This window comes from Sphingomonas hankookensis (assembly GCF_028551275.1).
Taxonomy (GTDB): domain Bacteria; phylum Pseudomonadota; class Alphaproteobacteria; order Sphingomonadales; family Sphingomonadaceae; genus Sphingomonas; species Sphingomonas hankookensis_A.
Genome location: NZ_CP117025.1, coordinates 1310943 through 1324437, shown reverse-complemented (window position 1 = coordinate 1324437; position 13495 = coordinate 1310943). Strand labels below are relative to the sequence as shown.

The 13495-nt window shown below is 67.4% G+C and carries 13 protein-coding genes; 6 read left to right on the top strand and 7 right to left on the bottom strand.

Annotated features, from left to right (window positions below; translation table 11 throughout):
* Window positions 1–9: 9 nt before the first annotated feature.
* The 5 genes from PPZ50_RS06255 to PPZ50_RS06235 all read right to left on the bottom strand — a co-directional run bounded on the left by PPZ50_RS06255 (window position 10) and on the right by PPZ50_RS06235 (window position 5216).
* On the bottom strand, window positions 10–216 hold the full coding sequence (locus tag PPZ50_RS06255; protein ID WP_066693560.1) for a hypothetical protein: 207 nt from the start codon (window positions 214–216) through the stop codon (window positions 10–12).
* 40 nt (window positions 217–256) lie between these two features.
* Entirely contained in the window at window positions 257–2953 is a 2697-nt protein-coding gene (locus PPZ50_RS06250; protein WP_232308050.1) for a [protein-PII] uridylyltransferase, read from the bottom strand.
* A gap of 83 nt (window positions 2954–3036) precedes the next feature.
* Window positions 3037–3594, bottom strand: coding sequence for a nucleotide exchange factor GrpE (locus tag PPZ50_RS06245; protein ID WP_066693564.1), 558 nt, complete (start codon window positions 3592–3594; stop codon window positions 3037–3039).
* A gap of 21 nt (window positions 3595–3615) precedes the next feature.
* The gene (gene hrcA / locus PPZ50_RS06240; protein ID WP_066693566.1) at window positions 3616–4653 is read right to left on the bottom strand and encodes a heat-inducible transcriptional repressor HrcA; all 1038 of its coding nucleotides are present in this window, start codon (window positions 4651–4653) and stop codon (window positions 3616–3618) included.
* A 65-nt stretch (window positions 4654–4718) separates the two neighbouring features.
* Window positions 4719–5216 carry a DUF6438 domain-containing protein gene (locus PPZ50_RS06235; protein WP_084401791.1) on the bottom strand — a complete coding sequence of 166 codons (498 nt, stop codon included), beginning with the start codon at window positions 5214–5216 and terminating at the stop codon, window positions 4719–4721.
* A gap of 116 nt (window positions 5217–5332) precedes the next feature.
* Between PPZ50_RS06235 and rph the strand changes: the two genes are divergently transcribed.
* From rph to PPZ50_RS06215, 4 genes are all read left to right on the top strand, one after another.
* Window positions 5333–6049 (top strand): ribonuclease PH, encoded by a 717-nt coding sequence (gene rph / locus PPZ50_RS06230; RefSeq protein ID WP_066693575.1) that lies wholly within the window; start codon window positions 5333–5335, stop codon window positions 6047–6049.
* On the top strand, window positions 6046–6675 hold the full coding sequence (rdgB, locus tag PPZ50_RS06225) for an RdgB/HAM1 family non-canonical purine NTP pyrophosphatase (protein WP_066693578.1): 630 nt from the start codon (window positions 6046–6048) through the stop codon (window positions 6673–6675). Before rph ends, rdgB begins: the two co-directional genes overlap by 4 nt.
* A gap of 163 nt (window positions 6676–6838) precedes the next feature.
* A complete protein-coding gene (locus PPZ50_RS06220) occupies window positions 6839–7054 on the top strand; it encodes a hypothetical protein (protein WP_198158613.1) in 216 nt (71 codons plus the stop codon).
* A 69-nt stretch (window positions 7055–7123) separates the two neighbouring features.
* On the top strand, window positions 7124–7507 hold the full coding sequence (locus tag PPZ50_RS06215; RefSeq protein WP_066693580.1) for a VOC family protein: 384 nt from the start codon (window positions 7124–7126) through the stop codon (window positions 7505–7507).
* A 6-nt stretch (window positions 7508–7513) separates the two neighbouring features.
* On the opposite strand, the gene PPZ50_RS06210 is transcribed toward PPZ50_RS06215, so the two are convergent.
* Entirely contained in the window at window positions 7514–8077 is a 564-nt protein-coding gene (locus PPZ50_RS06210; RefSeq protein ID WP_332307360.1) for a CAP domain-containing protein, read from the bottom strand.
* A gap of 20 nt (window positions 8078–8097) precedes the next feature.
* Between PPZ50_RS06210 and hemW the strand changes: the two genes are divergently transcribed.
* Both hemW and PPZ50_RS06200 read left to right on the top strand, forming a co-directional pair.
* Complete coding sequence (gene hemW / locus PPZ50_RS06205) at window positions 8098–9246, top strand: radical SAM family heme chaperone HemW (RefSeq protein ID WP_066693584.1); 1149 nt, start codon at window positions 8098–8100, stop codon at window positions 9244–9246.
* Window positions 9247–9310: 64 nt separating this feature from the next.
* Window positions 9311–10306, top strand: coding sequence for a N(4)-(beta-N-acetylglucosaminyl)-L-asparaginase (locus PPZ50_RS06200; protein WP_066693586.1), 996 nt, complete (start codon window positions 9311–9313; stop codon window positions 10304–10306).
* A gap of 60 nt (window positions 10307–10366) precedes the next feature.
* Here the strand turns inward: PPZ50_RS06200 and PPZ50_RS06195 are convergent, their stop codons facing one another.
* Window positions 10367–13372, bottom strand: a complete 3006-nt coding sequence (locus PPZ50_RS06195) for a TonB-dependent receptor domain-containing protein (RefSeq protein ID WP_232308051.1) — start codon at window positions 13370–13372, stop codon at window positions 10367–10369.
* Between the last annotated feature and the right edge of the window lie 123 nt (window positions 13373–13495).

Sequence of the window (13495 nt, the reverse complement as noted above, 5' to 3'; positions counted from 1 at the left end):
GGCGACGGGTCAGTCGCCGCCGCCCCCGCCATCGCAACCGCCGCCATCGCTGCTGCCGCAGTCCGATGACCCGCCGCTGTCCCCAAAATCGAACCATCCTGTTCCGTCGACACCCCCATCGGTTCGACGCCGGGTCCGAGGGTTGGCGGTAGCGGCGATGGCAGCGATCACCATCACGACGGCAGCTGCAAGGAACAGCAGGATCAGGAAGTCCATGCGACGGAAGCTAGCCTAATCCATACCGACCTACAAGGAATTACACGAAGCCGGCAAATTCCTTGCCCGCCGCCGCGTCCAGCATTCGCCGCTCAAGCGATTTCAGCCGCAGCTGGCCCGTGATGCGGTCGCCGGTCAGGTCGGTGACATAGAAGGTATCGACCGCACGCTCGCCATAGGTCGCGACATGCGCCGAATGCAGCGTCACCTTCGACTGGAACAGCGCCTGTGCCAGGTGATGGAGCAGTGCCGGCCGGTCGCGGGCATTGACCTCGATCACGGTGAAGCGGTTCGACGCCGCATTGTCGATCAACACGTTCGGTTCGATCGGGAACGCCTCGGCACGCGGCCGCGACAGCGGCTTGGCCGCCAGCCGGTCGTTCAGCTTCATGCGGTTGGCCAGCGCGTCGGCGATCGCGGTCTTGAGCCGCTGCAACTGCCCGGCTTCGTCGAACGGCCCGCCGAGCGGATTCTGGACGAGGAAATTGTCGAGCGCCATGCCGGTGCGGGTCGTGTGGATGCGCGCGTCGATGATGTTGCCACCCGCCGCATGGATCGCGCCGGCGATGCGATAGAACAGCCCCGGATGGTCGGCGGCATGGACCGTCACCAGCGTCGCGCCGCGATCCTCGTCGACGCTGGTATCGATCGTCAGGCGGGTGTCGCCCGACTGGTCGACCATGCGCGCATTGGCGGCGATGACGTCGTCCGGCTCGGCGATCCAATAGGCCGGGGGGAGATGCCGGACATAGGCGGCCAGCGTGTCCTTGTCCCAACCCAGCGTCCGGCGCAGGGTTTCCTGCTTCTCGGCGATGCGTTCGTCCCGGCCGCGCTGCTTATGGCCGAGGCGCAGCACCTCCTCGGCGGTTTCGAACAGGGTGGTGAGCAACTGCCGCTTCCACCCGTTCCACGTCCCCGGCCCGACCGCGCGGATATCGACCACGGTCAGCACCAGCAGCATGCGCAGCCGCTGCGGCGACTGGACGATGCTGGTGAAGTCGAGGATCGTCTTGAAATCCGACAGATCGCGCTTGAACGCGGTCGCCGACATCAGCAGGTGATAGCGCACCAGCCACGCGACCGTCTCGGTCTCGGCCGGGGTCAGGCCGAGCCGTGGGCACAGCCGCTCGGCGACCTCCGCGCCCAGGATCGAATGGTCGCCACCGCGCCCCTTGGCGATGTCGTGGCACAGCACCGCGACGAACAGCGCGCGGCGCTGGACGATGCCACCGAACAGCGCGGTCGCCAGCGGATGCTCTTCGCGACAGATGCCGCGCTCGACCTGCGACAGCAGCCCGATCATGCGGATGGTATGCTCGTCCACCGTATAATGGTGGTACATGTCGAACTGCATCTGCGCGACGATGCGGCCGAAATCGGGAATGAAGCGGCCGAACACGCCGCATTCGTTCATCCAGCGCAGCACCAGCTCGGGATCGCGCGGGGAGGTCAGCACGTCGAGGAACAGCTGGTTGGCGCGCGGGTGCGAGCGGACCTGCGCCGCCAGTCGTGCATCCCGCGACGCCGCGCGCATCGCCAACGGATGGATTTCCAGCCCGTGCAGATCGGCCAGCGCAAAGATCTCGATCAGGCGAACCGGGTCCTCGGCGAAGAAATCATCCTTGGGCAGCGCCAGCCGCCCCCGATCCAGCACGAAGCCGTGCAGCCGGCGCGGACGACGCCGCAGCCGGGGAAAGCCGAACCGGCTGCCCCGCGCGGCATAGGTTTCGTCGAGATGGCTGAGGAACATGCCGGTCAGGTCGCCGACTCGCTTCGCCTGCAGGAAATAATATTGCATGAAGCGTTCGACGCGCGACTTGCCGACCCGGTCGCTATAGCGCATCCGCGTCGCGATCTCGGTCTGCACGTCGAAGGTCAGCCGCTCCTCCGCACGCCCGGTAATAAGGTGCAGGTGACAGCGCACCGCCCACAGGAAATCCTCGGCCCGGTTGAACTTGCGAAGCTCCGGCGCGCTGAGCAGTCCGGCGGGCACCAGATCGGCGGCGCGGCGGACGTTATAGGCATATTTGCCGATCCAGAAGAGGGCGTGCAGGTCACGCAAGCCCCCCTTCCCTTCCTTCACATTGGGTTCGACGACATAGCGCGTGTCGCCCAGCTTCTTGTGCCGCGCGTCGCGTTCGGCCAGTTTCTCGGCGATGAAGGTGCGAGCGGTCCCTTCCTGCACCTCGGTCTTGAAGCGCTGCGCCGCCTCCGCATAGAGCGCGGTGTCGCCCCAGACATAGCGCCCCTCGACCAATGCGGTGCGCACGGTCACGTCGCCCTTGGCCTGCCGCACCATTTCGTCGAGCGAGCGCGACGAATGGCCGACCTTCAGCCCCAGGTCCCATAGCGCGTACAGGGTGGATTCGATGACCTGTTCCGACCAGGGCGTCTGCTTCCACGGGGTCAGCACGCCGATATCGACGTCCGAATGCGGCGCCATCTCACCCCGGCCATAGCCGCCGACCGCGATCAGCGTCATCCGCTCGGCGGCAGTCGGGTTGTGGTTGGGATGGACGCGCTCGACGATGAAGCCGATCAGCGCGACGAGGATCGCATCGGTCAGATAGGCATAGGCGGCCGCCGTCTCCAGCCCGTGGCTGGGATTGGCGCGCAGCCGCCGCTCGATCTCCGCACGGCCCTGCGCCATGGCGTCGCGCAGTACCGCGGTCGCCGCGCGCCGCAGCGCCACGCCGTCCTGTCCCTCGCCGGAAAGTGCCGAAAGTGCCGCATTCAACGCGCCGCGGTCGACGATCGCCTCGGGATGGACGATGCGTTCGAACCGCGGCGGGGTGGCGAGGTCGGGCTGGACCGAGTCGTTCAGGCCCCGCCCTCCGGCGCCTTGGCCACGCCGACCAGCGCCGGGCGCAGCAGCCGGTCGCGGATCATGTAGCCGGTCTGGATTTCCTGCACGACCGTGCCGGGCTTCGCATCGGCCGACGGCACTTCGAACATCGCCTGATGTTTGTTCGGGTCGAGCGGTTCGCCGACCGATACCAGCTTGGTAATGCCGTGACGGCCGAACACGCTTTCCAGCTCGCGGCCAGTCGCTTCCAAGCCGGTGATCAGGCCCTTCAGCCGGTCGTCGCCGCGCAGGTCGTCGGGGATCGCCGACAAGGCGCGCGACAGATTGTCGGCGACCGACAGGATGTCGCGCGAGAACGCGGTCGCGGCATAGGCGCGGGCGTCGGCCACTTCCTTTTCGGCGCGGCGGCGGACATTCTGCAGGTCGGCACGGGCATAGAGCACCTCGGCCTGCGCATCGGCGAGCTTCGCCTCCAGTTCGGCATGGCGATCCGCTTCGGCGACTTCGGGGGCGGCCTCTGCGGTGGCTTCGCGCAGGTCGTTCGTATCGTCGTTGGCGGGGATGTCGTTCATTCCGGTCTCTTCTTCGTCTGGTCAGCCCAGCAGGCGCGCGAGCGTCGCTGCGGTGAAATCCACCATGGGCACGACACGGGCATAGTTCAACCGGACAGGCCCGATCACGCCGACGACGCCGACGACGCGCCCGTCCAGCGCGCGGACCGGCTTGGCGATCACCGACGATCCGGTCAATGCGAATAGTTTGTTCTCGGACCCGATGAAGATGCGTGCGGCATCGCCATCCTGCGCCGATTCGAGCAGCCGGGCGATCTCTTCCTTGCCCTCCAGTTCATCCAGCAGCTGGCGCACCCGGTCGAGGTCGTGGCTGGCGGCATCGTCGATCAGCCGCGCCTGCCCGCGCACGATCAGCACCGGGCGGTGATCGCCATCCTCGCTCCACATGACGAGCCCGCGTTCGACCAGCGCACGGGCGGCGGCATCCAGTTCGGCGCGTTCCTGCCCGATCTCGCGCAGGATGCGGGATCGCGCCTCGCTGAGCGTCAAACCCGACAGCCGTGCGGTCAGGTAGTTGCCCGCCTCGACCAGCGCGGCCGGACTGGCACCCGGCGTTTCCAGCACGCGGTTCTCGACCGAACCGTCGGCACCGACCAGCACCGCCAGAGCGCGCGTGCCCGACAGCGGCACGAACGATACCTGCCGCAGCACCGGCTCGCGCTTGGGCACCAGCACGACGCCGGCACTCGCCGACAGGCCGGAGAGCGCAGCGGCGGTGCCGGCCAGCGCTTCCTCGACCGGCCCCGCACTGTCCGCCTGCGCGGCGATGGTCGCGCGCTCCTGCGCCGATGGCTCCATCGCATGCATCATGCCGTCGACGAACAGGCGGAGGCCCGTTTCGGTCGGCATCCGTCCCGCACTGACATGCGGCGCGGCGAGCAGCCCGGCCTCCTCGAGGTCCTGCATCACGCCGCGGATCGAGGCGGGGGAGAGGTTCAAACCCGAAAGCTGCGCGATGGTGCGCGATCCGACCGGCGCCCCGGTGGCGAGATAGCTGTCGACCACGATCCGAAACACGTCGCGTGCGCGGTCGGTCAGTTCATGGATCGGTTGGGCCATGGGGGGAATGTAGGGCGACGAAGCCGCGAGCGGAACCCGGTTCCTCCCCATTCATGGGGAGGAGCTTACGGCGCCTCGATGAACTCGCGGATCGGCAGCTCGTTCGGGGCCGAGCGCAGCGCTTCGTTCATCGCCTGATCGTGCATCCGGCAACCATAATAGAGCGACAGATGCTGCGACGCGCCCGAGGGCTCGTTCCAGCGGATATCGACCGAGGGCATGTCGGTCGCCACCTGCCCGCATCCCGGCTGGCCCGGCTGGATCAGTTGCTCGCCTTGCGGACGATAGGGCTGCAGCTTCGCGGCGAAGGCACGATATTGCGCCGGGGTGGCGCGGAAGTTGCGGGTGCCGACGACCTTCGTGAACTGGCGCCCTTCGAACACACCGGTCCCATCGGGCTGGACCGTAACGCGGTAGACCGGACAGGTCCCAAAACAGCGCGAGGTTTCATAGCTGATCGTCTCGCGCTCGATCGCCACCGGGGCCGTTTGGGTGGTCGTATTGCCGCCCGCCATCACGCACCCGCCCAGCATCGGCAGTATCGCCAGCGCCATTTTTCGCATCAGTCGCTCCCTGTTCCGGGGCCATTCGTTGCGACCCCGTTCCCTTTGCCTAACGCGCCGTGGCTGGCGCGGCGATGAACGGACGGCTAGGGCTGAGGAAATTTCAGGAGACTCCCATGCGCCCATCCGGCCGCACCCCCGACGAAATGCGTGCCATCACGATCGAAACGAACTTCACCCGCCATGCGGAGGGTTCGTGCCTGATCGGCTTCGGCGATACCAAGGTGCTGGTCACCGCCTCGCTGGAAGAGCGGCTACCGCCGTGGCTGCGCGGCAAGGGCGAAGGCTGGGTCACGGCCGAATACGGCATGCTGCCCCGCGCCACCCATACCCGCGGCAGCCGTGAGGCGGCCAAGGGCAAGCAGTCGGGCCGCACGCAGGAGATCCAGCGGCTGATCGGGCGTTCGCTGCGCGCGGTCGTCGACCTGAAGGCGCTGGGCGAACGGCAGATCACGCTCGACTGCGACGTGATCCAGGCCGATGGCGGCACCCGCACCGCCTCGATCTCCGGCGCATGGGTGGCGCTGCGCCTCGCGGTCGATGGCCTCCTGCGCGAAGGCAAGCTGGAAGTCGATCCGATCAGCCGCCAGGTCGCCGCGGTCAGCTGCGGCATTCATCAGGGCACGCCGGTGCTCGACCTCGACTATATCGAGGATTCGGCCGCCGATGCCGATGCGAACTTCGTGCTGACCAGCGACAACAACATCGCCGAGGTACAGGCGACCGCCGAAGGGGCGTGCTATGACGAGGAGGCGCTGCTGCGTCTGCTGCGCCTCGCCCGCATCGGCTGCGGGCGCATTTTCGCCGAACAACTGCGGGCGACCGGTCGATGAGCGGCGAGGGCAAGGAGCCGCAGGCGATCCGCAAGCTGACCCCCGGCAAGCTCGTCATCGCCAGCCACAATCCGGGCAAGATCCGCGAGATCGCGGCACTGCTCGGCCCGTACGGCGTCACCCCGATTTCGGCCGGCGAACTCGACCTGCCCGAACCGGAGGAAACCGGCACGACCTTCGTCGCCAATGCCGAGCTGAAGGCGTTGCAGGCCGCCGACCTGTCGGGCCTGCCCGCGCTCGCCGACGATAGCGGCCTGTGCGTCGAGGCGCTGAACGGCGATCCGGGCATCTTTTCCGCCCGCTGGGCCGGCCCGTCGAAGGATTTCGACGCGGCGATGCGGCTGGTCGAGGAACGGATGCAGGCGACCGGGCCGGAGCACAGCCGCGCCGCGCATTTCGTCTGCGCGCTGGCGCTGGCATGGCCCGACGGGCACGTCGAATGGTTCGAGGGCCGCGTCGACGGACAGCTGGTATGGCCGCCGCGCGGGGACCATGGCTTCGGCTACGACCCGATGTTCGTCCAGGACGGCATGGACCAGAGCTATGGCGAGATCGATCCCGACCACAAGCATGCGATCAGCCACCGCGCCGATGCGTTCGCGCAGCTGGTGAAGGCGGTGTTTTGATGTCATCCGAACCGTACCCCTGCGCAGGCGGGGGTCCAGGGTAACAGAGGACGACGTCCATGGCTCTGGACCCCCGCCTGCGCGGGGGTACAAACAGCCTGATTACCGCAAGGCTGGAACGCCCGCCCCGCCCCGAACATTGGACGCCCCGAAAGGAAATCCGATGTCCGACGCGATCACCGAAACCCGCCACCGCGAGATCGCGGTCGAGCATCTCCTGTTCTGGACGATGCGCTATGTCGAACAGCAGCATCCGGGCCTGCTCGACTCGCTGGAGGCCAGCCTCGACAAGCTGGGCGACCCGACCCATGGCGGCGACAAGAATGACGATGCGGTACGCCATATCGCCGCGAAGATGATCGCCGGCGCGCGCGGATGATCCACATTCGTTCTTGATACGTTCGCGTAACAAGTCTATCCTGCCCGCATAATAACGGGAGGATGGACGATGAGCGTATATGCGACGGTCGGCGTGGTCGACCCGGCGGTGTCCCATGCATTCTACGACGCGGTGCTGGCCACGATCGGGTGGAGCAGCCATGCCGATTTCCCCGGCTGGCGCGGCTATTCGAAGGGCGGCAGCGGGGAAGGCTTCGTCCTGTGGGCCGCCACGCCGTTCGACGGCGGCCCCGCCACGCCCGGCAACGGCGCGATGATCGGCTTCTTCGTCGACAGCCGGGAGGAGGTTCACGCCTTCCACGCCGCCGCGATGGCACAGGGCGGCAGCGACGAAGGTCCGCCGGGGCCACGCCCCGCCTACGGCCCCAACTGGTATGCCGCCTATCTCCGCGATCCGGCGGGCAACAAGCTGGCGGTCGTCCGCAATCCCTGACGCGGATCAGAAGGCGCGCTGCCCGACATAATTGCCGGCCGGGACATAGCGGCAGACGATATAGTCGTCCTTCGCGCTGCTCGCCTCGGCACAGCCGAACCGCTGGGTCGCGCGCCACATGATCTGGGTATAATGGCCGACATCCTCGAACCGGCCGGTGCGCGACACCGCCGGCAGGATGCCGGGGACATAGTCGCGCTTTTCCGCGACCCAATGCCCGACCATTTCTGCATAGCGATAGGCGCCGCGCGTGCCGGTCCACAGATTCTCGCCCTGTTCGGGCACCCCGCGCGGTTGCGGCGAATGTTCGAAACGGCGGGTCGTGGCGAGCGTGTCGGCATAGGCCTGCGCATCGCGCGCCAGCGCCGGGTCCCAGGCAAGCGGCGGCAGGCCCGCCTGCGCCCGCGCGGCGCGATGCCCGGCCTCCATCGCCTGGCGCAGCAGCGCCGGCCCGCGCGGCGCGCTGCCGTCGAACGCACGGGGTTCGACCACCCGCTCGGGCACGTGATTGGGTCCGGCGGAACAGGCGCCGAGCAACAGCGCCGCCATCAGCATTTGTATCGCTCGCATCGCGCCCATATGGGACGGCGATGCAGCCCGACCAAGCACCCCTCGCACTGTACGTCCATTGGCCGTTCTGCGTGTCGAAATGCCCCTATTGCGACTTCAACAGCCATGTTCGCGAGAGCGTGGACCAGGCGGCATGGATGCAGGCGCTGCTGGCCGATCTGGCGCATGAGGCGGCCGCCCTGCCCGGCCGGCGGCTGGCATCGATCTTCTTCGGGGGCGGCACCCCGTCGCTGATGCCGCCTGCGACGGTGGCGGCGGTGATCGAGGCGGCGTGCGGCTATTGGCCGCCGACCGACGAAATCGAAATCACGCTGGAGGCGAACCCGTCCTCGGTCGAAGCGGCGCGCTTTGCCGACATCGCCGCCGCCGGGGTCAATCGCGTGTCGCTGGGCGTGCAGGCGCTGCACGACGATGCGCTGGCGTTCCTCGAACGCGCCCATGGCGTCGACGAAGCGCTGGCGGCGCTGGGCGTGGCGCAGCGACATTTCGCACGGGTCAGCTTCGACCTGATCTATGCCCGGCCGGGCCAGTCGCTGCCCGCATGGGAGGCGGAACTCGCCCGCGCGCTGTCGTTCGGGACCGAGCATCTGTCGCTCTACCAGCTGACCATCGAGCCGGGCACCCGCTTCGCGACGCTGGCGGCCAAGGGGCAGTTGACGCTGCCCGATGCCGACCTGTCCGCCGACCTGTTCGAAACGACGCAGGCGATGACCGCTGCCGCCGGCCTGCCGCTGTACGAGGTGTCGAACCATGCCCGGCCGGGGGCGGAGAGCCGCCACAACCTGACCTATTGGCGCTATCGCGACTATGCCGGGATCGGTCCCGGCGCGCATGGGCGGCGCTCCGGCCTCGCAACCGTGCGCCGCAAGAAGCCGGAGAACTGGATCGCCGCGGTCGAGCGCAACGGTCACGGGATCGAGCGGGAGGATGCGCTGACCCCCGACGAGCGCGTGACCGAGGCGCTGGTGATGGGCCTCAGGATGCGCGAGGGCGTCGATCTCGCCCGGATCGCGCGCCTGGGCCAGCGTCCGATCGATGCGGTCGTGCGGCCGGATGCGGTATCGCTCTTGGCGCGACAGGGGTTGCTGGTCCGCGACGGCGACCGGCTGGCGCTGACCCCGGCGGGGATTCCGGTGCTCGACGCGGTGCTGCGCGAGATCGCCGTCTGATCCCCTTGCCCGTTTCGCCGGGAGTGCGCACAACCGCGCATCACCAGTGAAAAGAGGGCGCTTCATGCCGACCATCACCCGCCGCACCGCCATCGCCGGCCTCGCCGCCGCGACCGGCGCGGCCCGCCTGCCCGCGCAGCCCCGCGCGACCTCGACGCTGCGGGTCGCCTCGACCTGGGACTTCGGCGCCGCCGCCAACGATGCGGCGGTCGCGCGGTTCAGGAGCGGCGGCAGCCTGATCGACGCGCTGGAGGCCGGCGCGAAAGTGCCCGAGGCCGACCTGACCAACCATTCGGTCGGCAAGGGTGGCTATCCCGACCGCGACGGCCGGGTGACGCTGGACGCGGTCATCATGGACGACAAGGGCCATGTCGGCGCGGTCGCGGCGATGGAGGACATCGCCCACCCGATCTCGGTCGCGCGCGCGGTAATGGAGCGCACGCCGCACACCTTCCTGGTCGGGGACGGCGCACGGCAGTTCGCGCTGGCCAATGGCTTCACCGCCGAAAAGCTGCTGACGCCGGAGGCCGAGGCCGAATGGCGCAAATGGCTGAAGACATCGAAATACCAGCCCGTCGCCAATAGCGAGAATGCGCGCGCGCCGCTGGGCGGGCCGCTCGACCATGACACGATCGGCATGATCGCCCGCGCGCCAAACGGCGAGCTGGCGGGTGCCTGCACGACATCGGGCATGGCGTTCAAGCTGCACGGCCGGGTGGGTGATTCCCCGCAGGTCGGCAGCGGCCTGTTCGTCGAGGCGGGCGTGGGTGCAGCCACCGCCACCGGCCTGGGTGAGGAAGTCACCCGTATCGCCGGCACCGCCCGCGTCGTATCGTCGCTGCGCGCGGGCATGACGCCGATGAACGCGTGTCGCGAGGCAGTCGAGCATATCGCCCGCTTACGCGGGTCGGCGCTCGACGGGGTACAGGTCGGCTTCCTTGCGATGGACCGGAACGGACAGGTCGGCGCCTTCGCGATCCTGCCCGGCTTCACCTATGCCGTCACCGGCGACGACGGGCGCAGCACCGTGCTGCCATCGGCCAGCCTGCGAAAGGGCTGAACCGAAAACGGCCCGCCCCCATCATGGGAGCGGGCCTATTTTCCTGTCCGTTCGCCGGGATCAGAAGCGGACGGTCGCGCCGGCCACGATCTGACGACCCAGCAGGTCGTAGCGGAACACCGTGTTGTTGCGCAGCAGCCCCAGCTCCGACCGCGAGTTCGGGATCAGCGGCGGATCGCGGTCGAACAGGTTGTTGACCGCGAGGCGCAGGACGAAGCGCTTGGCCACGTTGAACGTCGTCGCCAGATCGAAATAATCATAGGCCTCGATCCGGTTGTAGGTCGAACGACGGTTCGCCGGGCCGTACGGAATGCCGGTGTCCGCGTCCGCATTGAACGTGATCGTCATCGGCCCCTGATGGCGCCAGTTGAGCGAGATGTTCACGACATTGTCCTGCGTCGACCAGGTCGTGCGCAGGCCGTGCACCCATTTCGGGAAGCCTTCGCCGCAGAACGGACCATAATAGCCGACGCACTGGCGTGCGGTGACGGTCGGCGATTCCTGGCTGCCGATCGACGTCATCAGCGTCCCGTTGAAGCTCAGGTCGAGCCGTCCGGCCGTGTCGAGGTTCAGCGCATACTGCCCCTGGAAATCCCAGCCGTGCGAGTCGCTCTTATACCCGTTGCTGGTGCCCTGGATGATGAACCCGGTCGTCGGGTTGCTCGCCGCCGGACTGAACAGCGTGTAGCTGCCCGGATTGCGCACGATGCCGCGGCAATAATAGGGGTTCTGCGTCTGTACGCAGCCGTTCACGAAATCGCCCGCGCTGAAATAGCTGATCGAATCGTTCAGATCGATCAGGAACCGGTCGATCGAGACGGTCAGCCCCGGCAGGAAGCGCGGACGCAGCACGACGCCGAACGTCTTGGTGTACGCGGTTTCCGGCGTCAGGTTGAACCCGCCGTTGCGGATCGTGCACAGCGCGTCCGGGCAGTTCAGCGTCTGGCTGCCGTACAGATTGTCGGGCAGGCCGGTCGCACGGCACGCTTCGATGCTGGCGGTCGGCGCCAGGAAGCGACCCGGATTCTGCGGATCGGGGGTGGTGGCGCACGGATCGTTGCGCGATCCGACCGTCACATAGTTGATGTTGCTCGCCTGCACCGCCTGGATCAGCGACGGCGCGGCCTGCGCCTTGTTGATCGATCCGCGCAGGGTGATGTCGTCGATCGGCGCCCACAGGCCCTCGACCTTCCACGTGTCGAACGCGCCGTCGAGCCGGTTGTACTTCGACTTGCGATAGCCGAGGTTGACCTGCAGCAATTGGGTCCAGCTCTGGTCCTCGACCAGCGGCAGCTGCGCTTCGACGTTGCCTTCGACGACATTCTGGGTGAAGCGCGCGTCGGTGCCGCCATTGGTCAGGCGGAACTGCGCATCGGCGGTCGAGATGAAGCGTTCGGCGCGGAACTCGACGCCGGCGGCGATCGCCACCCCCTGATCGGCGAACGGCGACTTGATGCCATATTCGCCGAGATCGCCCGACACCGTGCCGAGCACCTGCCACATGCTGGGCTTGCTGATCTGGCGACCGTCGACGCTTTCATAGACCGAATCGACGAAGGCTGCGGCGTTGTTGTACGGCCGGAACGGGTTGAACGGCACGCAGGCGGCGCCCCCGGTCCGGCAGGTCGGCACGCCGCCCACGTTATCGACGATCAGCGACTGGCGCAGCCGGTCCTCGTTCGGGAAGGGCGGGTAGCTGTCGGTCGACCGGTTGGCGGAATAGACGCCGGCAATGTCGTAGTTCCACGCCTTCAGCACCTTGCCGCGAATGCCGCCGGTGACGCGGTAGCCGAGGTTCTCGAACTTGTTGTACGCCGGCGGCAGTCCGTCGAAGCGATAGAGCAGGTTGAACGGCACCAGCGTGTTGGTGCCGGCCGCGCCGCCGCACAGGGTCTGCCCCTGCGACGCCGACAGGAACGGGTTGTTGCAATTCACCTGATAGGGCGTCGAACCGTAGATGCCCGAGGGATAGACGCGCAGCGGCGTCGGGTTCTGCGACCGGTCGCGATAGGCGAGGAAGGTCGAATAGATTTCGGCCGCCTCCGACAGGTCGATCGTCAGGAAGCCGCCGGCGTTGATGCGGTTGAACTCACGCTGCGCGGCGAATTCGTCGAATGGATTGGCGGCCGCCCCGGCGACCGATCCCCAGGGAATAAGATTGCCCGACCCGTTAGGATTGTTGACCAGCACCCGCCCCGCATTCGCCCCGCTGCCGGGAATGATCGTGCCGACCTGCGTATACTGGCTGCGCGTGCAGGTGAGCGCCGAGTCCTTGGTCGGCTGGGTCACTTCGCATGCCGACCACGACCGTGCGCCCTGCGGCAGCAGGTCCGACTGGCGGTAGCTGAAGAAGCCGGTAAGGTTGACGCGGTTGTCGAGGAACGACTTGCCCGCCGTCATCGTGACGTCCATCCGGGCGCCGTCGTTCGTCATGCCGAGCGGCGTCTGGAAAAAGGCGCGACGCGCCGCGTCGGTCACCGGGTTTTCGCGGTTCTGGTGGTTGTAGAAGCTGTAATTGCCGTTCAATTCCACCCCGTCGAAATTCTTTTTCAGGATGAAATTGACGACGCCCGACACCGCGTCCGACCCGTAGACCGACGACGCACCACCGCTCAGCACGTCGATCCGTTCGACCAGCGAGGCCGGGATGATGCCGACGTCCATGCCGTTCTGGATGCCGAGGCGCAGGCCGTCGACCAGCGTCAGCGTGCGTTCGAAGCCGAGGCTGCGCAGCTTGATCCGCTGGCGGCCGCTCGATTCCGCATAATTCTGTTCGGCGTTCGGCGCGACCTGCGGCAGGCGGTTCAGCACCTCCTCGATCGTGGTCGCGCCCTGCGCCTGGATCTCCTGCGACGTGACGGTGGCGATCGGCGCAGCCGATTTGTTGTTCGGGCGCACGATGCGCGTGCCGGTGACGACGATCGCCTTGTCCGCATCCTCGTCGGTCGTGGTAGATGCGGCGTTGGTGTCGGGCAGCGCCTCGACCGGCACGACCTGGGCATGGGCGGTTCCCGCCAGCATGGTCGCGAGACACGATGTCGTCAGCAGCATGGTGATCGGCTTCATGTAGTCCCCCTGTCGGTGCCGCGTCACAAGGCGCGATTATTTCACCTGTGAGACAGTTTTCCGCCAGCGAGCAGTCAGGTCAATATCATCTGAAACCGTTTTTCATCCATGCCGATCGTATTG

What these genes read in the sequence shown, in the direction of transcription:
- PPZ50_RS06255 (WP_066693560.1), bottom strand. Translation starts at nt 216, where the DNA reads ATGGACTTCCTGATCCTGCTGTTCCTTGCAGCTGCCGTCGTGATGGTG.
- PPZ50_RS06245 (WP_066693564.1), bottom strand. Translation starts at nt 3,594, where the DNA reads ATGAACGACATCCCCGCCAACGACGATACGAACGACCTGCGCGAAGCC.
- hrcA (WP_066693566.1), bottom strand. Translation starts at nt 4,653, where the DNA reads ATGGCCCAACCGATCCATGAACTGACCGACCGCGCACGCGACGTGTTT.
- PPZ50_RS06235 (WP_084401791.1), bottom strand. Translation starts at nt 5,216, where the DNA reads ATGCGAAAAATGGCGCTGGCGATACTGCCGATGCTGGGCGGGTGCGTG.
- rph (WP_066693575.1), top strand. Translation starts at nt 5,333, where the DNA reads ATGCGCCCATCCGGCCGCACCCCCGACGAAATGCGTGCCATCACGATC.
- rdgB (WP_066693578.1), top strand. Translation starts at nt 6,046, where the DNA reads ATGAGCGGCGAGGGCAAGGAGCCGCAGGCGATCCGCAAGCTGACCCCC.
- PPZ50_RS06220 (WP_198158613.1), top strand. Translation starts at nt 6,839, where the DNA reads ATGTCCGACGCGATCACCGAAACCCGCCACCGCGAGATCGCGGTCGAG.
- PPZ50_RS06215 (WP_066693580.1), top strand. Translation starts at nt 7,124, where the DNA reads ATGAGCGTATATGCGACGGTCGGCGTGGTCGACCCGGCGGTGTCCCAT.
- PPZ50_RS06210 (WP_332307360.1), bottom strand. Translation starts at nt 8,077, where the DNA reads ATGCGAGCGATACAAATGCTGATGGCGGCGCTGTTGCTCGGCGCCTGT.
- hemW (WP_066693584.1), top strand. Translation starts at nt 8,098, where the DNA reads ATGCAGCCCGACCAAGCACCCCTCGCACTGTACGTCCATTGGCCGTTC.
- PPZ50_RS06200 (WP_066693586.1), top strand. Translation starts at nt 9,311, where the DNA reads ATGCCGACCATCACCCGCCGCACCGCCATCGCCGGCCTCGCCGCCGCG.
- PPZ50_RS06195 (WP_232308051.1), bottom strand. Translation starts at nt 13,372, where the DNA reads ATGAAGCCGATCACCATGCTGCTGACGACATCGTGTCTCGCGACCATG.